A 22904-nucleotide genomic window follows, 5' to 3' on the forward strand; every position below is an offset into this window, starting at 1 on the left:
GATTTTACAACTGCTGTTCTATCGGATTCCCTTTCAAATCAGACTCTACAATGAGCCCCTGTGGAACAGTTTTGAAGCGGCTATTTCCCAGAATGAAACTCCACGGGTCCTGGATCATGACGGGTTCGTCACGCGCAATTCCCTTTGCTACATCGATTGATCCCTGAAAATAGATCCAGTAGTTCTTGCCTAATTTCTTTGCAACATTCATTTCGTTATCGCTCCAAAAGAACCGTATCTTGCGAGCTCGTGCGCCTTTGACTTCTATAAATCGGTCGTAGACAACCGCTGGAGATGGCCCGTCGAATGAGTCAATGTCATACCCCGCATTGACCCGTACGTTGCTAATGCGGCGAACGCAGCGAGCCTCGACAGCGTGCCCCAAGCTCAAAAGTCTGCGCGTTTCATAACCTCTCACCAGACTTTCGCCGAGGTTCCCGACCTCCTCTTTTTCCTTTAGATACTCTCTAAACTTCTCCTCGGACCAGCCGTCACCTTCCTCAAGGAAAATGGCTACTGTCTTCGCGTAAACTGCGCGCACTTCCCAGCCGTCGTCCGTCCGCTCTAAAAGTCCCAGCTGATTCAAATGCTCGGCGGCCCATTCGTTCTGGAGCGGAGAACTGTCGAACGAGGACCAGCGCAAGGACTCACCTTCGAGAGCTGGCGAGAACTCTTTCAGAATGCTTCGTGCTTCTTGTCGCAACGGGCCATGCAAATAGCACGTTCGCAACAGAACTTTCTTCTGTTCGTCTGACAAATCGTACTGACTTGTCGGATTAAGCTTTATGAAACTGTCTCCGTCGTCCGTTAACTGAATCTCTGTACCCTCAGCTTGCAACAATCCGACTTGCTGAGCAAACGAGATGCTGACTTCATGTTTAGGAATGCGCGCTTCGATGACGGTGCTTTTGCAGCGATCAATGACGGCGTCAATCTGTGCCGTTCTGTTGACATCACATAACTCGTCAACAGCTAGAAGAACTCTATTTAGTTCCGCGAGCTTCTCAATCATGCTGACTGGGATACTTGGCTCTGTCGCAGTTGTTCGACAAGAGCGGCAAAATCTCGATCTTCTTCTGTTTCCTCGCTGAACTCTGCAGCCCCATATTCGAGGCTCATTACCGCTATATCGTCGTCGAGTAGCGCTTTCATCCGGGCTTCTTTGTCAATCAATCGTTCATCGATTACCTCATCAATTGTGTCCTCGGCTTGCAGGAGGTAGTACTGCACTTTCGTGTTCGGATTCATCCCCACTCGGTGTATGCGATCCAGGGATTGCATGTAATGAGCTGCATTAAATGTGCGATCCAGATATATGGCATGGTTACATACCTTGTGTAGTGACACCGATTCTGCGCATGCGCTTGGGTTCGCTATGAGGACGGGATAATCGGCAGAGCTTCGGAAGTCCTGAATCATTTGTTCCCGATTGAATTCGACATCTTCGTTCTCGTCCTTTGGAACGTCGCCGTAGACAATGCGAGGATGGAATTCCCTCAAGCTTTGTTCGAGAGTTCGTATGTTGTGAATAAAAGCAGTCCAGATCAGCACCTTCTGTTTTTTCCCTATCAGCTCCTTTGCAAGTTCGATCGCGAACTCCACCTTCACCGGAATCTCATATTTGTGATAGTCGCGAATAAGCTCATCGACCGGAAGTCCAGCTGCACTAAGAGGCGGAACTTGAAATTCGGTGGAGTGCTGAGTGAGCAGCGCGGGGTTCGAGGCTGCCTGCAGTAAGCGTACCATGCGCGCGGTGCGCCACAGCCGCAATCGTACTCTTTCAGTTGGTGCCTTTACGACATCCGACAAGACCTTGGCCGCAAGAGCTCTGTAAATTGCCTGCTGATAGGGACGAAGCGTGAGCGGGATACGCCGAAAGCGCGGATTTGGCAAACGAAGGTCCCTCTTTCGGGTCCGCCAATAAAAAGGAAACAATTGCTCCCTAAGCTGGTCTAGAGAGCCTGACTCCTCTTTCGTCACTTGACTTTTGAAATCCTCTCGCGTGCCGAGGATTGGGGGATTTGGCCACAGGAATGTCATTTGTGACCATAGATCCGCAGCTGAATTTGGGGCGGGTGTGCCCGTTAATATCATCCGCTTGGTTGCAAATGTGCCAATTTCGATTAGAGCGGGTGCCCAGATCCCGCCCTCAAGGCGCTTAATGTTGTGTGACTCATCCAATACCAAGAATGATTTGTTTGCCTGAAGAAAAGTCTCTAGCCTGTTCTGGTCTTTCGTCGCCATCTGGTACGTCATCAGTATCAATTCAGCTTTCTCGGCCTGGCGATAAAGCTTCATGCGTTGAGCTCGCGTACCAGAAATCCGAACAGTTCGCGGCTTGCGGCGAAGAGTCGCTTGAAACTCCTCTTCCCATGGAACGAACGAGGATCGCGGACCGACGACAATGATTTTGCGCACCTCATTGTTGGATCTGAGAATAGAAAAGACAGACAATGCAACTGCGGTCTTACCGCTGCCGGGTACGGAGAAATTCGCGGCATTTCCCACAGCAATCGCATGTGCGATGGCTGGAATTTGATAGGGCTTAAGATCACGCTTCAGCTGGGGTACTTCAATTCTGCGTGGTGGCGAAGACTTGATAACAGCACCAGCGCTCTTAGCAGTCCCAAAGTCCTCGGCGGCAGCTTCAAAGCGGTTGATTGCAGCCTCAGCACTAGCGTTTAACTCTGCGTGGACGTCCTGCTGCTGAAGATAATCAACAATGTCGAGCAGTAATGCGGGAGAGGCTGCCGAACTTCGGAAGTATCCAACAGGTTCGGTGCTTGGCTCGAATCCAAGAACATTAACGAAATAAACACGGTGCATTCCCGATAGGAGCGGCGAGCCTTTTGCAACTACGATTGTCAAAGACTCTGGCTCAAGTCGAACCCGGACCGTGTCTCGGCTCATCTACTGCTCCTTCGTGGCACTCATGAGCCGATCTACTTCCTTTTTCAATTGCGCCAGGAGATTTCTGGAAGCAGTCTCGCTGAGCTTCTTATGGTCAGACCCGATCCCTTGTAATGCCGAAAGTGCCTTTCTAAGGAGCCGCTCTGGTCGGTTATGACTTTCCTGTGCTTCTACGATTTCCTTCGCTGTGGCAAAACTCTCTTCGAGGCTATCTTTGGATTGCGCAGCAGGTTTCTTAGGGTCGTGATGTCTGAGCAATTCCACGTATGCACTCGGTTCAAGAGCGATCTTATTCAGCAGGCGAATGTCCCAGTGGCTTAGGTCAGTCTTCGAGATTAGCAAAAAGGCAAACATCAAGAGCTTTGCGATTTCAGAATCCTTGACGCCTTTCCTTTTCAAAGGGGCGCAAACATTAGCCTGCAAGCTATTGAATTTTTCGACGCTCCTTTCGTCTTGCACGATGTGATACTGCTCGGGCTTCCCGATGAAGTCGAGGTAGCTCTCAATAAGTTTGAGGATTGCAAGTTTCTCTTCAACCCTGACGGACGTGAAACGCCCGAGCAGGATACGTGATATTTCAGCTGTGGTGAGGCCGTTCTCTCGTCCCTCTTTGAGCTTTAACAGTTCGTTAATTGGGCTGTAATCGAGTCGAAATTCTTTCGCAAATTGAAGTCCAGCTTCAATTCTCCAAATATCCTTCTCGTCGACGTCTTTTGGCAGTCGCGCGACACGCAGGTATTCGAACGCTGGATCTTGTTCTTCTTCATAAAGAGCCATGAGAATAGCCATACGCCGATTAGCGTTGATGACTGCTCCATCACGCGTTATTACTCCAGGGTCTAGCTGGCCGTTGCGCTTTAGATCGGCCATTAGAGCCTCTGTCTCGTTCGGGCTTATCTCAAGTAGGATGTTCTGGATTACCTTCGCATCTTGTGGATTTGCTGCATCAAGCTTGCGATTGAGTTGATCTTCCTTCGCGAGAAGCTCCGCCGCAAACCGACCATTCCTGATGTTGAAGATCAGGTACTTGATTGGTATTCGGTATACCTGCAGATGCTTCGGCTTGCCCTTTAGAACGAGTCTAAGTTTCTGATCGTCCAGAGCGTCATTGTTGTTGGCGACGTAAGCATCTATCTGCTTCTCGCGGACGGTTTCCAATTTCATCAAAGCGCCTTTCTCCAGCTACGCGCGCGACGCAGTGAGACGGGTCATTGACGGTTCAACTCGGTCAAATACTGGTCACGGTCAGGTGGTAAGTGCCATCCGTTTTGCGTTTGTCGAATCTATACCCGGTCAGTTCAATCTCTGCCCAATCCTGAGTAACGGCGAGCAATGCTCGCGCGAGATCGATTGCCTGGTCTCGCGTGAGCTTTATGCCGATGGTCTTGAGATCTTGAACGTTTTTCTTCGTGTTCTCGACAGGGTAGATGCGCGCGCAGCGTAGATTTGGGTTGATGCTTATCGCACGAGGCGATTTCCTCGACATAGCGGTGCTTCCAGGCGAGCAATAGGAATCGGCTGCCCAGAGTACAGCAACTCAACCGAGCCGTCCAACGATTCTCACTGCTCACAACCAGCCAGTTGGGCGAGCGCCTGCCAGTGCCGTGGATGTGGCCGCCTCCCGGCGCGGATCGCGGATGCGTACGGCTTGGATACACCGAGTAGCGTCGCGATCTTGGAGTTACTGAATCCCCGCAGCAGGGGGCGAACCCTGTCCGCGTAGCTTACGGCAGGTAGCGGGAGAGCAGCGGCAGCTTGCCCAGGTCGTTGTAGATGACCATGGCGGCGAACAGGAGGAGGAAGACGAAGGCCGCCTGGTAGATGCGCTCCTTGATCTTGATCGAGATGTCGCGCCGCATCAGGCCCTCGATGAACAGCAGCAGGATCACGCCGCCGTCCATGATGGGGATGGGGAACAGGTTGAAGATGCCGAGATTGAGGCTGATCATCGCGGTCAGCTCCAGCAGCGGCGCCCAGCCCTGGGCCTGCGCCGCCTGGCCAGCCGCTCCGGCGATGCCGATGGGCCCGTCGATCTGCTTCATCGAGACCTTGCGCTGCACCAGCCTGCCCACCAGGTCGATGATCAGCACCGAGAAACGCTTGTTCTGCTCGATGGATTTGGCGAAGGCCTGAGGGAAGGAAAGCTTCAGCGCGCGCACCGGCTCCTTATGGCCGATGCCGATGCGATACATCTTCTGTCCGTCCACCTGGGTCTCGACCGGGCTCATGGTCAGGTTCAACGTCTGGCCGTTGCGCAGGACCGTGACTTCCACTGGTACGCTCTTGTTCTGTTGCAGAAAGTATTTGATGGCCGACATGTTGCGCGTCGGCTTGCCGTTCAGCGCAACGATCTCGTCGCCCAATTGAATGCCTGCCTTGGCAGCCGGCAGGCCAGCGTCCAAGCTGTGGACCGTCGCGCGCTCCACTGGCGCCCAGCCCGGGTCGGCTCCAACTTCGTTGGGGCCGGTTTTCTCCGGCGTAATGGTCTTGTCCAGGATCTCGTTGCCGCGCTGCACGGCTAGGGGCAGAGGCTGCCCGGGATTCAGCAGGACTTCGGTCTCGAGGTCTTCCCAGGTCGGATTCTGCTTGGTCTCCACGCGGAGGATGCGGTCGCCGGCCTGGATGCCTGCCTTGTCCGCCACCGAGCCCTCCAGCACCCAGCCGATGACGGCAGGCTCGTCGAGATACACGGGCTTCTCGTAGCGCACCATGTACACGCCGGTGAGCACGCCGATGGCCAGCACGATGTTCATGAACGGCCCGGCGAAGGCGATGATGAAGCGCTGCCAGCGCGGATGCGACATGAATTCCGCCGGATCGCCGCTGCGCTGCTCCATCGGGTTCTCGCCCGACATCTTCACGTAGCCGCCCAGGGGAATGGCGCTGATGCGGTAGTCGGTGTCGCCCCGGCGGAAGCCGATCAAACGCTTGCCAAAGCCGATGGAGAACACCTCCACGCGGACGCCCAACAGCTTGGCCATGGCGTAGTGGCCGAGCTCGTGGATTACGACCAGTACGCCAAGCACGCCGGCGACGGAGACGACTGCGATGAAAAACGAATGCATGAGCCTGGGTTGATTTCCTTTACTTGACCAAGATCGATCGGGGGAGCGCCACTTTCCGGCCACTCAAATGCGCGACTCGCTCGCCGGCCTTGCGGCGGGCTTCGGAGTCCATCGCCAGCACCTCATTGATAGATGTCGGATGCCGGCCTTCGGTTTCGCTGAGTACCCCCTCTATTGTACGGCTGATCTCCGCAAAGCGGATTTGACCCTCGAGGAAAGCGGCCACGGCCACCTCGTCGGCAGCGTTCAGGGCAATGGTCTTCGCCCCACCCGCTTCCGCGGCCTCATAGGCCAGCCGCAGACAGGGAAATTTTTCCATGTCGGGCGGGCAAAAGTCGAGGTTCCGAAGGTCACTCACCGGGAACCTCAGGTCACTCTCCACGCGCTCCGGCCAGGTGAGCGCGTACAGGATGGGCAAGCGCATGTCGGTGACCGAGAGCTGCGCCAGGATGCTGCCGTCGCGAAACTCGACCATGGAGTGGATGGTGGACTGCGGATGGATGATGACCTTCACCTGTGTGGGCGGGAGGTTGAATAGGCGGCACGCTTCGATCACCTCGAAGCCTTTGTTCATCAACGTGGCGGAATCGATGGTGATCCGCCGGCCCATCTTCCACGTGGGATGGTTCAGCGCTTGCTCCACGGTGATGTTGGCGAAATCTTCTTTCGGTGTGTTGAGGAACGGCCCGCCTGAGGCTGTCAGCCACACGGTCTGGACTTCTTCCAGGCGGCCGCCGCGCATGCACTGGTGCACCGCGTTGTGCTCGCTGTCGATGGGCAGCAGCGGCTTGCCATGCTTGCGCGCCTCCGCGGTGATCAGCTCTCCCGCCGCGACCAGCGACTCTTTATTCGCGAGTCCGACCGTCTTTCCCGCCTTCACCGCTTCGTAGGTGGCTTCGAGTCCGGCGACGCCGACGATGGCGCTGACTACAAAGTCCACTTCCGGGTGTGTCGAGACCTTCACCGCTCCCTTCGCGCTTTCGACGACATCAATGTGGGCGAGAGCGGCGGCCTTGAGTCGTTTGCGCAACTCGTCTGCTCCCTGGGCGGTGCTCATGGAGATCAGGCGAGGATGCCAGCGCTGGGCCTGCTCGAACACGCGCTCGACATTGTTTCCGGCGGCGAGGGCGACGATCTGGAAGCGGTCGGGATGCGACGCAACCACACTCTCGGTGCTGCGCCCGATCGATCCCGTCGAGCCCAGGATGGCGATGCGTTTCATGCAGGGGAACCTTGATTATCCCACATCTTAGAAGAACCGCTTGTACGTGATAGTGAACAGGATTGTCGCGACTGGCGCAGCAAAGAGCAGGGCATCGATGCGGTCGAGGATGCCGCCATGACCGGGCAGTAGCCTTCCGGAATCCTTAATATCGGCCCCGCGCTTTATTAGCGACTCAACCAAGTCACCGATCTGGGCAGCCACATTCACGATCGCTGCAATTACGCCGGCTTGCACCATGTGCGGCTGGATTGAGCGCAGGTCGGCATCTGCCAAGAGCGATGCCCTGCGCAAGAAGTCCGTAATCTCTGGCGCATACTGGATGACGAGCACACCAGCGACAACACTTCCGATCACTGATGCGACGGCTCCCTCCCACGTCTTCTTGGGACTGATACGCGGGGCCATCAGATGCTTGCCCATACTGCGACCGACGTAATACGCGCACGTATCGCCGATCCAGACCACTACAAGAACGAAAAAGACGAAGATTCGCCGCGATCCAGCCAATTCAATCAACGACCACAGTGATAACGCGATATACGGCAAGGCAAGATAAGAAACCGCGGCCGACAAGAATCCTTCTCTCAGGTCCTGCCGAGACATACCGAGCGCAAGAAAGATAAAAGGGGCGATCGCGACTAACAGGGTTGGGTGGGGCCAGGGGATTCCTGGGTACCAGTACAAGTCCGGCACCAAGGTGTACGCAAAAAGGACGATAGTGAACGCGAGTGTCGTTAGTCGAAAGGGCTTGGCAAATGACTCCGCGATGTCGAGGTATTCCAACTGGGCCAACAGTGCGACTAGTCCAAGAACCGCCCCAAGTAGCCATCCCGGCCCGCGGAACACGATCAGCAGGACGATCGGAATGAGTACCACCGCGGTCAGGACGCGCTTCATCGTGCGGCGATTTTCGCCTTCCGGAGCTGTATGCGTCTATGAAAAAAGCTTTTTTCGAAGAGTCAGTGCGAGGAAGCCGCGCTCTCGACCAGCCCGCCGTAGCGCCGCTCCCGCTTCTGATACTCGGCGATAGCCTCGAGCAGGTGCCGGCCACGGAAGTCGGGCCACAGCAGCGGGGTCACGTAGATCTCGGCGTACGCCGCCTGCCACAGCAGGAAATTCGAAAGCCGCATCTCGCCCGAGGTGCGAATGAGCAGATCGGGATCGGGCAGGTTCCGGGTATAGAGGTGCTGCTGGATGGTTTCTTCGTCGATCTTCAGATGTTCCAGTCCGCCGTTGCACATGGCGGCCTGCACCACCGACTTCATCGCATCCACGATCTCATCGCGCGCGCCGTAGTTGAGCGCCAGCGTCAGCACCATGCCGGTGCAGTGGGCGCATTCTTCCTTTGCCCAGGCCATGCGCTCCTGCACTTCCAGGGGCAGCTCGTGGCGGCGCCCGATGTACTCCAGACGGATATTGTTCTTCTTGAGCGTCGGCACCTCAGCCTTCAGGTAGTGCCGAAGCAGGCGCATCAGGAAATCCACTTCGGTCTTGGGCCGCTTTTTCCAGTTCTCGGTGGAGAAAGCGTAGAGGGTCAGCGCCGGCAGGTGGATGCGCGCCGCGGTCTCGATGGTCGAGCGCACGGCCTTCACCCCGGCGCGGTGGCCGGCGATGCGCGGCAGGTGGCGGTGTTTCGCCCAGCGGCCATTGCCGTCCATGATGATGGCTACGTGCTGGGGAAGTTTATCGGGGTCGAGCCGGGTGTAAATCTCGGCTTCTTTCCGGTCCAGCCCCTCGGGAATCAAGACTCGCAAGCAGACCTCTACGCTTTCCCAAACTAGCACGCAAAGCGGCTTCTTGCAAAGAAGGCCGCCCGGCTGGGTTCGAGAATCTGGAGCCGTGATTTACAATGCTCCCCCAACGAAACTAGACGTTCCGCAGCTTCGCTGCATCTAAGGGTTTTCAGTGGTCTTCCCACTCCAATTCGGATGGCTTCGCCGGCTCCGCGCCGGGACCGCCGTGTTCTGCCTGTTCCTGGTCCTGGCTGTGACCGGTGTGCAGGTGATGCACCACTGCACCGACATGGAGCTCGGCGCAGCTCAGCACAGCGGCGGTACTTCGCTTCCCGGATCGGCAGTATGCGTCATCTGCATGACGGTTCAGGTGGCGATACTCGCGGTGGCGTCGGCGGCGATTGCAGTCAGCCGGCTGATTTCGATCGAAGTACCGGCACGCGCCGGAGTTCCGCCCCAATCAGACGCGTGCTTCGCGCTATACGTCCGGCCCCCTCCAGCGTTCTAACCTCCTGTCATTGGTCGCACGAATACGGGTAGGCCGAGATCCCGGCCGAGACTCATTCTCCAGGAGAGTTCAGATGAGGACGATATCGATTGTTGCAATGCTTGTGCTGCTCACCGCCGGCGCCTGGGCGCAGGCCACGGCCAACGCTGCCGACACCAGCGCGTTGGAGCAGAAGGTCCGCGACCTCGAGGACCGCCTTATCTCGCTCGAGGGACAACTGCGCACCATGAAGGACCAGCAGGCCGCGCAGGCGCAGCAGAGTGCCACAGCGACGGCAGGCGAGGCGTCGAGCCCGGGGCAGGCCGCGGTCACGCCGCAGATCGCCCCGGCGGTGCCCACCATCGGCGGCGCCCAAGCCAACGCCAAGGCTCTGAACCCGGATATCAGCGCGATCGGCGACTTCATCGGCTCGGCGGGCAGGAATTCGGCCTCGCCGTTCGCCGGGCTTCAGCCGTTCCCTGGACTCTCCATGCACGAGAGCGAACTCGGCGTCCAGGCCATCGTGGATCCCTACGCGCGCGCCGACTTCTTCCTGTCGTTCGGTGAGGAAGGCGTGGATCTCGAGGAGGGGTACATCACCTTCACCTCGCTGCCTGCGGGCTTGGTGGCCAAGGTGGGAAAGATGCGCGCTGCCTTCGGTAAGGTGAACTCGATGCACAACCACGTCCTGCCGTGGATCGACCGCCCGCTGGTGACCTTCAACCTGGTCGGCGGCGAGGACGGCATCGACGATGCCGGCATCTCCATCCAGCGCATCCTGCCCGCTCCCAAAGGCATCTTCCTCGAGGCCACCGGACAGGTGTTCCGGGGCGATTCCGGCACCAACTTCAGCCCGCTGTTCACCTCGTCGCGGCATAGCGACGTGAGCACGGTGGCGCACCTGCGCGGCTACGGCGACCTGACCGAGTCCACCAACCTGGACCTTGGCCTCTCCTACTCCCGCGGCCACAACGATCTGGGCACGGACTTCCTGACCAACCTTTACGGGTTCGACGCCACGCTGCGCTGGAAGCCTCTGCGCCGCGCCATCTATCACTCGTTTATCGCGCGCACCGAGGCCATCTGGAGCCAGCGCCAGCAGTTGCCGTTCACGCAGCGGTCGTTCGGCATGTACGCCTCGGCGGACTACCAGCTCGGGCGGCGCTGGTTTGTCGGAGGACGATATGATTACTCGCAGCGTTCGACCAACCAGAACCTGCTCGACCGCGGCTTCTCCTCGGTGCTCACCTACTGGCCCAGCGAGTTCGCGCAGATCCGCGGGCAGTTCCGCCGCACCCAGTATGGCGAGGGCAACGACGCCAACGAATTGTTGATGCAAGTGCAGTTCTCGATCGGGGCGCACGGCGCGCACCCGTTCTAGGAGAAATATGAAGATCCGTTCTCAAAGCTTTCTTCCGAGCGCATGCGCGCTGCTGCTCACGGGGCTGCTCCTGCTGCCCGCGGCGGCGTACGCGAAGAAACTGTACGTGGTCACTTCGACCACCGACATGGCGGCGCTGGCCCAGGAGGTCGGCGGCGACAAGATCAGCGTCGAGTCCATCGCCAAGGGCTACCAGGACCCGCACTTCGTCGAAGCTAAGCCCAGCTTCCTGCTCAAGCTGCGCAACGCCGACCTGCTGATCTCGGTCGGGCTGCAACTGGAGATCGGCTGGCTGCCTCCGCTGATCACCCAGTGCGGCAACCCGAGAATTCAGCCGGGCGCCAGCGGCTTCCTGGACGCTTCTCAATTCGCTCAGATCCTCGACATCCCCACCGGCCCGGTTTCGCGCGCCATGGGCGACGTCCACCCATTGGGGAACCCCCACTACTGGCTCGATCCGGACAACGGACGCCGCATCGCCAAAGGCATCGCCAACAAGTTGGCGGAGATGGATCCCGGCGATCAGGTCTATTTCCAGCAGCGCTATCAGGATTTCGAGAAGCGCTTGGGTGAGGCGGTGAAACGCTGGGAGTCGGCGATGTCGCCTATCCGCGGCCGCAAGATCGTCACCTACCACAACTCCTGGCCGAATTTCGCCAGACATTTCGGCCTCGACGTCGCCGGATACGTGGAACCGCGGCCCGGCATCCCGCCCAGCCCCGGACATACCGTCGAACTTATCCAGATGATGAGGCGCGAGAACGTCAAAGTGCTGATCATGGAGCCTTACTTCGACTCCAAGACACCGAACAGCATCGGCGCGGCTACGGGGGCGAAGGTGCTGGTCCTTACTCCTTCTGTCGGCGGGGAGAAGGAGATAACGGACTATTTCAAGCTCTTCGATTACGATATCGGGCTGCTCACGCAGGCGTTCAACGCGACCAAGTAGGTAAGGCGACGAAAGAATGGAAATCCTACAATTCCTGATCCTGCCGTTCCTGGCGAGCCTCATCCTGACCGGCATCCATGCCTACCTCGGCGTGCACGTGGTGGAACGGGGCGTCATCTTCGTGGACCTGGCGCTGGCGCAGATCGCGGCGCTGGGCACGACCATCGGCGTGCTCATCGGCGTCGATCCTCACGGTGGCGAGGCTTACTGGATCAGCCTGGCTTTCACCTTCCTTGGAGCGGGCATCTTCGCCCTGGTGCGGACACGCAAGGCCCACATCCCGCTGGAAGCGTTCATCGGCATCACCTACGCGGTGGCTTCGGCCGGCGCCATCCTGGCCATGAGCAAGGCCACGGGTGAGACCGAGCACCTCAAGGACATGCTGGTGGGCAACATCCTCGCCGTCTCCCGGCATGACGTGATCAAAACCGCGATCCTGTACGGGGTCATCGGCCTGTTCCACTACATCTTCCGGCGCAAGTTCCTGCTCATCTCGATGGACGCCGAGCAGGCCCGCGCCGAAGGTATTTCGGTCCGCCTGTGGGATTTCCTGTTCTACGCCAGTTTCGGCTTCGTGGTGACGTCGTCCGTCGCTATCGCCGGCGTCCTGCTGGTCTTCTGCTACCTGATCGTGCCCTCGGTCGGCGCCATGCTGTTCGCGGAGAAGATCGGCCGCAGGCTGGCCATCGGCTGGACCATGGGCACGCTGGTCTCCGCCATGGGCTGTTACTTGTCGGTGTATCTTGATCTTCCGACGGGCGCTACCATCGTCTGCACCTTCGGCGGCGTGCTCCTGCTCATGTACGTCGTCCACCTGATGCTGCATCATGGGAACAACGCCGCGGCGGCCTGAGGGCGATTGGATTGAAAAAAGCCGAGGCGATTGGCCTCGGCTTCAGTGTCAGTGGTCAGCCCGGATCAGGAGGTTCTAAGCGTTTCGTCTTGGGTGAGTGGTCAGGTCCCGTATCTGCGCCATGACGCTGGCCCGCTGCATGCCGTCGAGTTTGGCGATGTAGGGAGCCAGTTGCGCGATAAAATCGTCGCCCAGCAGCCCGCGGATCTCCTCCTGGCGTCCGCTCTCGGCGCCCATGAGCAGGTCGGGTACGGTGACCTCCAGGGCGCGCGCCAGCCGTTCCAGCGACGAGAGCGTGGGGGTAGCCTTCTCGTTCTCGATCTTGGAGACGTAGGTGCGCGGGACGTTCATGCGCAGGGCGAGCTGGCGTTGGCTCAGACCTCCGCGTTGCCGCAGGGAACGGATCGCCTGCGCCACCTGTAAATGCGAGTGTCCGTTGCCGTTCGACGGTGCCGGCGCGGGAACTGGCTGCGCTACCACCGGCTCTGGCTCTGGTTCGTCCAAACAGGTGTGGCAGCGTCGGCACAGGTTGTTATTCGTCCGGAATTGGACGAGGTGGCATCGGTCACAACGGATCACTTCGCGAGAATCTACGGGCGCGAGTGTCGTGGCCATCTGGGTTGTGCGAGACGCCAGAGCGGGCGTCGGGCCCAACTACTGTTGCGTAATCTGAGGTATGTTCCTCAGGCTGTCAACAAGTATTTCGTATGGAAACGCGAAATTATCCGCGCAAAGTCCGAAACAGAAGGAAATAAACCGGAGAAAATCAGGAGAAAACAGGAACAAAACATGACTGACCGCGGCGCAGCATGGGGTTTACTCTGTGAGTACACCCAGTCGGAATCCTTGCGAAAGCATGCTTTGGCGGTGGAAGCGTGCATGCGCGCCTACGCCCGTAGATTCGGCGAGGACGAAAACCTGTGGGGCAACGTCGGCCTGCTGCACGACTTCGACTACGAGAAGTGGCCCAGCGCCCAGGACCATCCCTTCCGCGGCAGCGAGATCCTGAAGGAGCGCGGCTACGACGACGCCTTCCGCCGCGCCATCCTCTCCCACGCCGACTACTCCGGCGTCTCCCGCGAGTCGAAGCTGGAGAAGACCCTTTTCGCCTGCGACGAGCTTGCGGGTTTCATCACCGCCACCGCGCTGGTCAAGCCCAACAAGTCGCTGGCCGAGGTGGAGGCCAAGTCGGTGCGCAAGAAAATGAAAGACAAGGCCTTCGCCCGCTCCGTCAACCGCGACGACATCACCAAAGGGGCCGTTGAAGTGGGTGCCGACCTGGAAGAGCACATCGCCTTCTGCATCGGAGCCATGAAGGCTGTCGCGGACCAATTAGGACTGGCGGGAACGAACAGCGCACCTACTGCGTCGTAGGCTGCAGTTCTGCGATCCGGTCCAGCAACGGTTCCAGCGACAGCATCAGTGCCAGGACGACCGCGCCCAGAGCCTTCGTTTCCCAGCGGCCGGCAGGAATGATCCCGTAGAGCACTCCGGCGATGGCCACGAACGGCCGCAGCGCCATAATGCGCCCGACGATCATGACGCTGGTCGCGCTGCGGATGTCGGTCGAGGGCAGCGCGCGCACGGCGAACGAGACAAAGATCGCCACGGCGTAAGGAACGAACACCCACAGCATCCGTCGCGCGGCGTGCTCCATGTCGGAGATCAGCGCAGCTCGATCAGGCGCCAGCTTCCACGCCGCCACCAGCGCCCCCGCCGCGATGACTGCGGCGATCTGCGCCCAGAGCGTGCCCCGCGTCACCGCCCGGTAGCAGGCGTGCTTGTCGACGAGGAGGCCGCGACGGCCGGCGACGCGATACCCGCAGATCGCTCCGTCCGCCGTGGCCAGCAGATAGAGTGCGAGTAGCGTCATGGCAGCTCTCCCCCGTTCAGAGGCAGGGTGCAGGCAGCCGGGCTAACGCAGCACCTCTGCCAGTTTGCCAGCGGCGATGACTTCGGCGATGCGCCCAAAGTCCCCCGCCATGACCCGGTCTTTCTGCATCGTGGGGCAGACGGCGCGAATGGCGTCATAGGCCCGCTGCGCTTTCTTGGAGCTCTTGAGCGGCAACTTGAAGTCGAGCGCCTGCGCCGCCGCCATGGCTTCGATCGCCAGCACGTTGGTGGAGTTCTGGAGGATGCGCTTCAGTTTCAGCGCCGCCGTCATGCCCATCGAGACGTAGTCTTCCTTGTTGCCCGACGTCGTGATGGAGTCCACAGATGCCGGGTGCGCCAGCACTTTGTTCTCGCTGGCCAGCGCCGCCGCCGTCACCTGCGCCATCATGAAGCCCGAGTTCAACCCCGCGTCGGCGGCCAGGAACGGCGGCAGGCCCTCGCTGAGGAACGGGTTCACCAGCCGGTCGATGCGCCGCTCGCTGATCCCCGCCAGCGACGCCAGTGCGATCCCCAGGAAGTCCAGCGCGAACGCCACCGGCTCGCCGTGAAAGTTCCCGCCGGAGATCACCTCGCCGCTGCCATCCTTGGCAGCGAAGACCAGCGGGTTATCCACCGCGGAGTTCATCTCGATCTCGAACACGCGGCGGCAGTAGTCGATCGTGTCGCGGACCGCGCCGTGCACCTGAGGCATGCAGCGCAGCGAATAGGCGTCCTGCACCCGGCCGCAGTTCTTGTGCGACTCCAGGATCTGACTTCCCGAGATCATCCGCGTGAGGTTCTCTGCAGTCGTGATCTGGCCGGAATGCGGGCGCGCCTTGTGGATGCGCGGGTCGAAGGCACGGATGCTGCCGCAGAGCGAATCCAGGGTCAGAGCGCCGATGACGTCGGAGGAGTCCACCAGCGTTTCCGCTGCCAGCACCGCCAGCGCGCCCACGGCCAGCATGGCTTGCGTGCCGTTGATGAGCGAGATCGCCTCTTTGGCCTCCAGCACGATCGGCTTGACGTCAGCCAATTTGAGCGCCTGCGCGCCGGAGACGCGCCGGTACGCCGGATCCGCAGCCCGCCGCGGCTTACGCGCGACGAACGCCTCGCCTTCGCCGATCAGCACCAGCGCCAGGTGCGCCAGCGGCGCCAGGTCTCCGCTCGCTCCCACCGACCCCTGCGACGGGATCACCGGGTGCACGCCGCGGTTCAGTAGTTCGCATAGCTTGTCGATGACGTCGGCGCGCACGCCGGAGAAGCCCTTGGCCAGCGAGTTGGCGCGCAGCAGCATCATGCCGCGGACATCGGCCTCGGGCAACGGCTCGCCGACGCCGGCCGCGTGCGATCGCAACAGGTTCACCTGCAGCTCGCGGTTCTGCTCCGGCGCGATGTGCACGTCGCTCAGCTTGCCCACGCCGGTGGTGATGGCGTATGCCACCCGGTTGTTCTCGATCAGATCATCCACCACGCCACGGGCGCGCTCCACCGCCCCCCGCGCGTCCGCCGCCAGCAGCACGGGGCGCCGCTCGTACACCACTTCCTGCAGATCCTCCAGCGTGAGGTCGTTTCCGGTGAGATGAAGTGCTTTCATGATGAGGACGCTTGCCTTAGAGACGCCCGTCAGGGTGCCTCTCCGGAAGAAATGTTCAGGTACGCTTCAATCCCAGCGCCTTGAACCCGCTGACCGTTGTTTCCACCGACTGGAAGCCGAATTCCAGCAGCGCACCGTTCAGGTCCGGATAGACCCCCATGCCGATGACTTCAAGATCGCGCATCGGTGGTTGCAAGTGCTTGGTGCGCTGTGCGTCGATGCTGGCGACGATGCCGATGAACTCCTGCGTGTCCACGGGGAAGTCGGGGACGTCGAACAGTGTGATGCGCCGGTGTGTCTCCGGGTCCTTCTCCCAGATCCACTCGGTGGCGGCGCGATTGGTGGTTGAGTTCAGCGCCCAGATCGGCATGCGCTCCACCAGCCCTTGCAGGCGCTCCCCGTACTCGGGATCGACCACCAGCGCGACCGAGGGCTCGATCGCCTGCGCTGACGGGCGTGGAGCGGGTTTCTTCATTCGTGGCCCACACAGGCGGCGAACGCCTTCTGGTATTTCCCCGGCATCTCGCGCTTCTGCATCTTCTCGTCGGTGACGATGTGCGTGGTCTCACCCTCGGCCAGCGGCGTGCCGTCCCCGGCGCGCACGATCTCATAACCGAAGTGGATCAGCGATCCGCGCACGTTCTTGATCCTGGTGCGGACCAGGATCTCATCATCATAGAACGCCGGCGACTTGTAACGGCAGCGGGCATCCACAACGGCAATGTAGCATCCGTCCTTGCGTTCCATCTCCTTGTAGTTGAATCCCAGCTCCCGCAGCGCCTCCACCCGTCCCACCTCGAACCAGATCAGGAAGTTCGAGTGGTACACCACGCCCATCTTGTCGGTCTCGACGTAACGGACGCGCAGCCGGGTCTCAAAGGCGCGTCCGCTCACTTGCCGCTCCACTTCGGCTTGCGCTTCTCCAGGAAGGCCGAGATGCCCTCGCGGAAATCTGCCGTGGTGCGGATGCGCGCGTTGTCCTCGACAGCCTGGGCGATCTGCTCGTCCAGCGCGCGCGCGATGAAACCGTTGATCAGCTTCTTGGTCAGCCGCACCGAGGAGGGCGAGTTCTCCATCAACTGCGCCGCGAGTTCGTGGGCCCGCGGCATCAGCCGCTCGGGCTCCAGGATCTCGTTGACCAGCCCGTAGCGGTGCGCCTCGGCGGCGTCGAACAGCCGCCCGGTCATCAGCAAATCGCGCGCGATCTTGTGCCCCACCTGCCACACCAGGATCGACGACACGATCGCCGGCACGAACCCGATCTTCACTTCGGTATAGCCGAACTTGGCCTCGGCCACCGACAGCGTGAAGTCGCACATGGTCGCGATGCCCGTTCCACCTGCGATGGCGTGCCCGTTCACCGCCGCGATGGTCGGCTTGGGGAACTCGTAGATGCGGCGGAACAGCCTGGCCATGGTCGCGGAATCCTGAACGTTCTGCTCGTGCGTCCGCCCGACGAGCTGCTTCAGGCTTTCGAGGTCCAGCCCCGCGCAAAACGCCTTGCCCGCGCCCGTGATGATGACCACCTGCGCGCTCGACCGCTCCGCCTCACCCAGCGCGCTCATCAGGTCTTCCACCAGCTCGAAGCTGACTGCATTCCGCTTTTCAGGGCGGTTGAGTGTGATGGTCGCGACGCCCGCGTCTTCTTTGTACAGAATCGTTGTCAATTCCATTTGCTTATCTTTCAGTCCCAGCTACTAGCTCCCAGCTACTAATGGGGTGTTCCCGCGAACTTTGCCCCGATGTCCGCCGACATGCGGATCAACGCATCCATCGGCTTCACCATCGGCCTGCCCGGTTCGCGCTGGCTCACCGCCTCGATCACTTTTTCCGTCGGGATGTTGCCCACCATCAGGTCCTGGGCGAACGGGCATCCGCCCAGCCCGCCGATGGCCGAGTCGAACCGCCGGACGCCGCTGTCGTACGCCGCCAGCACCTTGGCGACCGCCTGCGCCGGACGGCTGTGCAGGTGTACGCCGATCTCCATATGGTCGAACTGCCGCAGCACCGGCTCCACCAACTCGTGGATCTGCTCCGGGGTGGACAGGCCCACCGTGTCGGCCAGCGAGATCATGGTCACGTCCATGTCCGCGATCAGCCCCACCGCCTCGATCACCTCGTCCACATTCCACAGGTCGCCGTACGGATTGCCGAACGCCATCGAGATGTACACCACCGTTTCCAACTCCACCTGGCCGGCCATCTGCTGGATCTTCTCCAGTTCCTCGAGCGCGCTCTCCGGCGTCTGACTTTGGTTGCGTTGCAGGAACGTAGGAGAGACCGAGTAGGGGAACCCCACGGTCCGCACCGCCTCCGTGCCAATGGCCCGCTCCACACCCTTCTGGTTCACCACGATGCCGATGATCTCCACGTCGTCCGGCGGATCGAGCTGCTCCAGCACCAGCTCCGAGTCGGCCATCTGCGGCACCGCCTTGGGCGACACGAACGACACTGCGTCGATGTGCTTGAACCCAGCCCCGATCAGCGCGCGCAGGTACTGGACCTTCACCTCGGTCGGGATCTGGCCCTTCAGCCCCTGCCACGCGTCGCGCGGGCACTCGATCAGTTTGATTCCTTCTGCCATTTGCGTTCATCCGCGTCGATCCGCGGAAAGAAAGCTCACCGCCGATGCGCATGGCGGTTGTCCGCCGCTTTCGATATCGCAGTCCCGATCGCCAGCAGCAACCCGGGCACAAAAAACACCACCGCGGGACCGATCCCGGTGCCGTGGAGCAGGTCGTCAGGGTCGAACGGGATGTCGAAGTAGTCGCGCAGGATCCGCTGGCCGCCTTCGGTCTCCAGCGCCGCGAATAGCACGAAGCAAATCGCCGCTAATAAACCGAGCAGCTTGGTCCGGCGCGAGGTCACGTTTGCAGCACCCCGACCTTGAATTCCCGCACCTCGGGATTCAGGTTCGCCGCCTCCAGCGCCTGGATGATGGCCTCCCGCGTCTCCATCGGATCGATGATCCTGTCGATCCACAGCCTCGCCGCCCCGTAGCGCGGATCGGTTTGCTCCCCGTAAGTCGCCACCACGGATTCGTACAGCGCCTTTTTCTCTTCGTCGCTCAGCTTCTTGCCGCCGTGCTCCAGCTGCTTGACCTTGATCTCGACCAGCGTCCCGGCGGCCGACGCACCTGCCATCACAGCGTACTTCGCGCTCGGCCACGCGAACAGGAATCGCGGATCGTATGCCTTTCCGCACATCGCGTAGTGTCCCGCGCCGAACGACCCCCCGATGATGATGGCGATCTTCGGCACCACCGAGTTGGACACGGCGTTCACCATCTTGGCGCCCGCCTTGATGATCCCGCTCCACTCCGCGTGCTTTCCCACCATGAACCCGTTGACATCGTGGAAGAAGATGAGCGGCACCAGGTTCTGATTGCAGTCCATGATGAAGCGCGCCGCCTTCTCCGCCGACTCGGTGTAGATCACGCCGCCGAACTCGATGCGCTTGTGGCCTTCCTTGTCCAGCATATGGACGTGCGTCTTCTGGTTGGCGACGATGCCCACCGCGAACCCGCCGATGCGCGCGAACCCGCACAGCACCGTCTCGCCGTACTCCGGCTTGTATTCGTCGAAGCGGCTGCCGTCCACGATGCGCGCCAGGATCTCCTTGGTGTCATACTGCCGCGCGGGATCGGACTCAAAGATCCCGTACAACTCCTCGTCCGGATAGAGCGGCGCCTCCGGTGCGATGCGGCTGAACGGACCGTGCGGGCGGTCGCCCATCTTCTCCACCAGCGACCGGATGCGCGTGATGCACGCTTCGTCGTTGGGCTCGCGGTAGTCGATCGTTCCCGAGATCTGCGAGTGCATGGCCGCTCCGCCCAGTTCCTCCGGGTCGCTCTTCTGTCCGATGGCGGCTTGCACCAGCGCCGGTCCCGCGAGGAACAGCCCGCTGCCGTCGGTCATCAGGATGTGGTCGCACATCACCGGCAGATATCCGCCGCCGGCAACGCACATGCCCATGATGGCCGCGATCTGCGGGATCCCCATCGCACTCATCACCGCGTTGTTGCGGAAGACGCGCCCAAAGTCGTCGGTGTCGGGGAAGACGTCTTCTTGCAGCGGCAGGAACACGCCCGCCGAATCCACCAGATAGATCGTGGGAATGTGGTTCTCGATGGCGATGTTCTGCGCCCGGATGACCTTCTTTGCGGTCATGGGGAAGAACGCGCCTGCTTTTACTGTCGCGTCATTCACGATGACCATGAACTGCCGCCCGTGGATGCGCCCGATGCCGGTGACCACGCCCGCCGCCGGCGCTCCGCCCCAGTCTTCGTACATGCCGTGGGCCGCGTAGATGCCCAGCTCGAACAGCTCGCAGCCGGGATCGAGCAGCAGCGCCAGGCGCTCGCGCGCGGTCAGGCGTCCCTTCTTGTGCTGTGCCTCGATGGCCTTTGCCCCGCCGCCCTCGCAAATCTTTTGTTCCTCGTTGCGCACCTGCGCCACCAGTTCGGCCATCGCGCGCATGTTCTTCTCGAAACGCGGGGAGGTGGCGTCGACCTTGGTTTGCAGCACGTTGTTCACGGATTCCTGGGTCCGGTCGGCCATGAGCTCTGGTTGCGAAACGGATAACCGTACATCACGGGCGGGAGAGGGTGCAATCGCCTACGAAAGCCTGCGCAGGGCTTCTGCGATGGGATTGTCGGCGATGGCGTCCACCAGCCCAAACGCGAGCGCCTGCCTGGCGTGCAGCTTTTCCGCCGCGATGAACATCTCCAGCGCGCGCGCTTTTCCGACCAGACGGGAAAGGCGCTGCGTCCCGCCCCATCCGGTCATCAGCCCCAGCGCTGCCCCGCGATGTCCGAAGACCGCGTGCGGCGCAGCGATGCGGAAGTCGCAGGCCAGCGCAAGGTCAAGCCCGCCTCCCATACAGTAGCCGTGCACTGCCGCAAACACCTGTGCAGGGAAGCGGTCCACCTCGTCCATCAGTGCCTGGCCCATCTTGGCGAATGCGAAGGCGGAGGGGCCGTCGAGCGCTACGATCTCGTTCAGGTCCGCGCCCGCGGAGAAGAACTTCTCATTGCCGGTGATGAGCAGCGGCTTCGCCCCGCGCGCCAGTTCCCGCACAGCCTCGGTCAGCGCCAGCACGCACGCGCGGGTCAGGCGGTTGGTGCCGTCCTCGGACTGCAGGCGAATGATGGTGGCTGAAGAAGCGGGTTCGGCCGCGAATCCGCTCATCCTGCGGCGGGGACGCTGCGCGGTTTCACGTTCTTGCGGATGAACTCGATGATCTCGTCCATCGGCGTTCCCGGCTGGAAGATGCCGGCCGCGCCGTTCTTTTTCAGGTTCTCCATGTCCTGATCGGGGATGATGCCGCCGACCAGCAGGAGCACGTCGTCCATCTTGTTCTGCTGCAGCAGGTCGTGCACGCGGGGCACGATGGCGTTGTGCGCGCCCGACAGGATCGACAGCCCGATCACGTCCACGTCTTCTTGCAACGCCGCACTGACCACCATCTCCGGGGTCTGGCGCAGGCCCGTGTAGATGACCTCCATGCCGGCATCGCGCAGGGCGCGCGCAATCACCTTTGCCCCGCGGTCGTGCCCGTCGAGGCCGGGTTTGGCCACCAGCACGCGGATCTTCTTTTCTTGAGCCATGGGTTTCTCAAGCCGCAAACAGCTCGGATCTCCAACCACTAAGAATACAACAGGCGATTGGGCAATTGGGTGATTGAGTGATCGGGTAATTGGCTCGGGGGTTTTTCAATTGCTCAATATCCCCGATTACCTAATCACTCAATTCGCCAATCTCAGTCTTTCTTCCCGTCCAAGCTCCTCCACAGGTAGTAGGCGGCGAGCGAGCGGTACGGCGCCCATGGCCGCGACAGCTTGTGTATGAAGTCGGGCTTGGGGAGCTTGCGCTTGCGCCAGTGCTTCTGGATGGCCATCCGCACGCCGAAGTCGGTCGCGGGCATCACGTCGGGACGGCGCAGGGCGAACATCAGGAACATCTGCGCCGACCACAGGCCGATGCCTTTCACGCGCGTCAGGTGCTCGATGACGTCGTCGTCCGACATCTCCGGCAGGCGCTCGAACTCGATCTCGCGGGCCTGGGTGCGCGCGGCCAGATCGCGGATGTAGCTGAGCTTTTGCCGCGAGAGCCCGCAGGCGCGCAGTTGCTCGTCGCTGAGCGCCAGGATCGTTTCCGGCGTGATCGCGCCTCCGGCTGCGGCGTTGACGCGGTCGAAGATCGTCTTTGCCGCTTTGCCATTGAGCTGCTGGTAGGCGATGGAGCGCACGAGGTTTTCGAAGGTGGGAGGCGCGTACTGCGGCTTGAGCGGTCCGACGCGCGCGATGATCCCTGCGAGAACGGGGTCGGCTTGCTTCAGATGGGCGACTGCTCGCTTCATAGGAAAGATGATTCACCACGGAGACACGGAGTTTCTGAATAACATCCCGAGCGAAGCGAGGGAGCCCTATCGCCAAACGAATGCCTGAGGGTAGGGATCCCTCACTTCGTTCGGGATGAAGGAAAACGCCGCTCCTGCATGTATCGGTCGAAGTCGTCCCAATCGAGCGAGATCTTGTTGTGCTTCTTGCGCGAGCGCCACTCGATGGCGCCGTGGGAAACCAGCAGGGTACCGATGATGTGATCGAGGCGCGTACGCCTCCCTCGCTTCACCGCGGCGTAGATCTTGAACTCGATGTCCGAGCGTCCCAGATCACGAAAGGGGACGGTGAACTTCACGCGATGATCTGCCATCGGCGCTCCTCTGGCTGGCTTGTCCGGATGGGCGGATTGTATCAGGAGCGCTCGCTCCGGCTTACCCCCTCCCCCCTCCCGGCATCAGTCGAAACAAAGGAGTTAGCGCTTGATATCAATGG

The 22904-nt window shown here is 60.8% G+C and carries 26 protein-coding genes; 5 read left to right on the forward strand and 21 right to left on the reverse strand.

The features are described 5' to 3' along the window. Positions 1-4: 4 nt before the first annotated feature. From LAN37_08065 to LAN37_08100, 8 genes are all read right to left on the reverse strand, one after another. The gene (locus LAN37_08065; protein ID MBZ5647159.1) at positions 5-1012 is read right to left on the reverse strand and encodes a DUF3883 domain-containing protein; all 1008 of its coding nucleotides are present in this window, start codon (positions 1010-1012) and stop codon (positions 5-7) included. Next, complete coding sequence (locus tag LAN37_08070) at positions 1009-2910, reverse strand: DEAD/DEAH box helicase (protein MBZ5647160.1); 1902 nt, start codon at positions 2908-2910, stop codon at positions 1009-1011. The genes LAN37_08065 and LAN37_08070 overlap by 4 nt, the downstream gene beginning before the upstream one ends. Next, positions 2911-4074, reverse strand: coding sequence for a hypothetical protein (locus LAN37_08075; protein MBZ5647161.1), 1164 nt, complete (start codon positions 4072-4074; stop codon positions 2911-2913). It abuts the gene before it with no gap. A gap of 64 nt (positions 4075-4138) precedes the next feature. Further along, positions 4139-4396 (reverse strand): hypothetical protein, encoded by a 258-nt coding sequence (locus LAN37_08080; GenBank protein ID MBZ5647162.1) that lies wholly within the window; start codon positions 4394-4396, stop codon positions 4139-4141. A gap of 238 nt (positions 4397-4634) precedes the next feature. Further along, complete coding sequence (gene rseP / locus LAN37_08085; protein ID MBZ5647163.1) at positions 4635-5975, reverse strand: RIP metalloprotease RseP; 1341 nt, start codon at positions 5973-5975, stop codon at positions 4635-4637. 19 nt (positions 5976-5994) lie between these two features. After that, on the reverse strand, positions 5995-7197 hold the full coding sequence (locus LAN37_08090; GenBank protein MBZ5647164.1) for a 1-deoxy-D-xylulose-5-phosphate reductoisomerase: 1203 nt from the start codon (positions 7195-7197) through the stop codon (positions 5995-5997). 27 nt (positions 7198-7224) lie between these two features. Then, positions 7225-8097, reverse strand: coding sequence for a phosphatidate cytidylyltransferase (locus LAN37_08095; protein ID MBZ5647165.1), 873 nt, complete (start codon positions 8095-8097; stop codon positions 7225-7227). Between the two features lie 62 nt (positions 8098-8159). Further along, the gene (locus LAN37_08100) at positions 8160-8954 is read right to left on the reverse strand and encodes an isoprenyl transferase (GenBank protein ID MBZ5647166.1); all 795 of its coding nucleotides are present in this window, start codon (positions 8952-8954) and stop codon (positions 8160-8162) included. 151 nt (positions 8955-9105) lie between these two features. On the opposite strand from LAN37_08100, the gene LAN37_08105 reads away from it, so the two are divergent. From LAN37_08105 to LAN37_08120, 4 genes are all read left to right on the forward strand, one after another. Next, a complete protein-coding gene (locus LAN37_08105; GenBank protein MBZ5647167.1) occupies positions 9106-9441 on the forward strand; it encodes a hypothetical protein in 336 nt (111 codons plus the stop codon). A gap of 73 nt (positions 9442-9514) precedes the next feature. Next, complete coding sequence (locus LAN37_08110) at positions 9515-10801, forward strand: TonB-dependent receptor (protein MBZ5647168.1); 1287 nt, start codon at positions 9515-9517, stop codon at positions 10799-10801. Between the two features lie 7 nt (positions 10802-10808). Next, complete coding sequence (locus tag LAN37_08115; protein ID MBZ5647169.1) at positions 10809-11750, forward strand: metal ABC transporter substrate-binding protein; 942 nt, start codon at positions 10809-10811, stop codon at positions 11748-11750. 16 nt (positions 11751-11766) lie between these two features. Next, entirely contained in the window at positions 11767-12603 is an 837-nt protein-coding gene (locus LAN37_08120; protein ID MBZ5647170.1) for a metal ABC transporter permease, read from the forward strand. A 75-nt stretch (positions 12604-12678) separates the two neighbouring features. On the opposite strand, the gene LAN37_08125 is transcribed toward LAN37_08120, so the two are convergent. Beyond that, complete coding sequence (locus LAN37_08125) at positions 12679-13218, reverse strand: helix-turn-helix domain-containing protein (protein ID MBZ5647171.1); 540 nt, start codon at positions 13216-13218, stop codon at positions 12679-12681. A 174-nt stretch (positions 13219-13392) separates the two neighbouring features. Here LAN37_08125 and LAN37_08130 point away from each other — a divergent pair, with 174 nt between their 5' ends. Then, on the forward strand, positions 13393-13977 hold the full coding sequence (locus LAN37_08130; GenBank protein MBZ5647172.1) for an HDIG domain-containing protein: 585 nt from the start codon (positions 13393-13395) through the stop codon (positions 13975-13977). Here LAN37_08130 and LAN37_08135 read toward each other — a convergent pair. The 12 genes from LAN37_08135 to LAN37_08190 all read right to left on the reverse strand — a co-directional run bounded on the left by LAN37_08135 (position 13964) and on the right by LAN37_08190 (position 22782). After that, on the reverse strand, positions 13964-14476 hold the full coding sequence (locus LAN37_08135; protein MBZ5647173.1) for a hypothetical protein: 513 nt from the start codon (positions 14474-14476) through the stop codon (positions 13964-13966). The genes LAN37_08130 and LAN37_08135 overlap by 14 nt on opposite strands. A 42-nt stretch (positions 14477-14518) precedes the next feature. Further along, positions 14519-16069, reverse strand: a complete 1551-nt coding sequence (hutH, locus tag LAN37_08140; GenBank protein MBZ5647174.1) for a histidine ammonia-lyase — start codon at positions 16067-16069, stop codon at positions 14519-14521. 55 nt (positions 16070-16124) lie between these two features. After that, positions 16125-16544 carry a hypothetical protein gene (locus LAN37_08145; GenBank protein ID MBZ5647175.1) on the reverse strand — a complete coding sequence of 140 codons (420 nt, stop codon included), beginning with the start codon at positions 16542-16544 and terminating at the stop codon, positions 16125-16127. Further along, on the reverse strand, positions 16541-16906 hold the full coding sequence (locus LAN37_08150; GenBank protein MBZ5647176.1) for an acyl-CoA thioesterase: 366 nt from the start codon (positions 16904-16906) through the stop codon (positions 16541-16543). Before LAN37_08150 ends, LAN37_08145 begins: the two co-directional genes overlap by 4 nt. Before the next feature lie 53 nt (positions 16907-16959). Then, positions 16960-17742, reverse strand: a complete 783-nt coding sequence (locus tag LAN37_08155; protein ID MBZ5647177.1) for an enoyl-CoA hydratase/isomerase family protein — start codon at positions 17740-17742, stop codon at positions 16960-16962. Positions 17743-17780: 38 nt separating this feature from the next. Next, positions 17781-18653: a hydroxymethylglutaryl-CoA lyase gene (locus tag LAN37_08160; GenBank protein MBZ5647178.1), complete on the reverse strand. Its 873-nt coding sequence runs from the start codon at positions 18651-18653 to the stop codon at positions 17781-17783. 35 nt (positions 18654-18688) lie between these two features. After that, the gene (locus tag LAN37_08165) at positions 18689-18937 is read right to left on the reverse strand and encodes a hypothetical protein (protein ID MBZ5647179.1); all 249 of its coding nucleotides are present in this window, start codon (positions 18935-18937) and stop codon (positions 18689-18691) included. Next, positions 18934-20628, reverse strand: a complete 1695-nt coding sequence (locus LAN37_08170) for an acyl-CoA carboxylase subunit beta (GenBank protein ID MBZ5647180.1) — start codon at positions 20626-20628, stop codon at positions 18934-18936. Before LAN37_08170 ends, LAN37_08165 begins: the two co-directional genes overlap by 4 nt. A 57-nt stretch (positions 20629-20685) precedes the next feature. Further along, the gene (locus tag LAN37_08175) at positions 20686-21258 is read right to left on the reverse strand and encodes an enoyl-CoA hydratase/isomerase family protein (protein ID MBZ5647181.1); all 573 of its coding nucleotides are present in this window, start codon (positions 21256-21258) and stop codon (positions 20686-20688) included. Continuing rightward, the gene (locus tag LAN37_08180; protein ID MBZ5647182.1) at positions 21255-21677 is read right to left on the reverse strand and encodes a cobalamin B12-binding domain-containing protein; all 423 of its coding nucleotides are present in this window, start codon (positions 21675-21677) and stop codon (positions 21255-21257) included. Before LAN37_08180 ends, LAN37_08175 begins: the two co-directional genes overlap by 4 nt. Positions 21678-21829: 152 nt before the next feature. Next, positions 21830-22429 (reverse strand): DNA-3-methyladenine glycosylase, encoded by a 600-nt coding sequence (locus LAN37_08185; protein ID MBZ5647183.1) that lies wholly within the window; start codon positions 22427-22429, stop codon positions 21830-21832. Positions 22430-22530: 101 nt separating this feature from the next. Then, the gene (locus LAN37_08190) at positions 22531-22782 is read right to left on the reverse strand and encodes a hypothetical protein (GenBank protein ID MBZ5647184.1); all 252 of its coding nucleotides are present in this window, start codon (positions 22780-22782) and stop codon (positions 22531-22533) included. Positions 22783-22904 lie beyond the last annotated feature (122 nt).

The sequence above is a fragment of the Terriglobia bacterium genome, assembly GCA_020073495.1.
Classification (GTDB): domain Bacteria; phylum Acidobacteriota; class Terriglobia; order Terriglobales; family Acidobacteriaceae; genus JAIQFD01.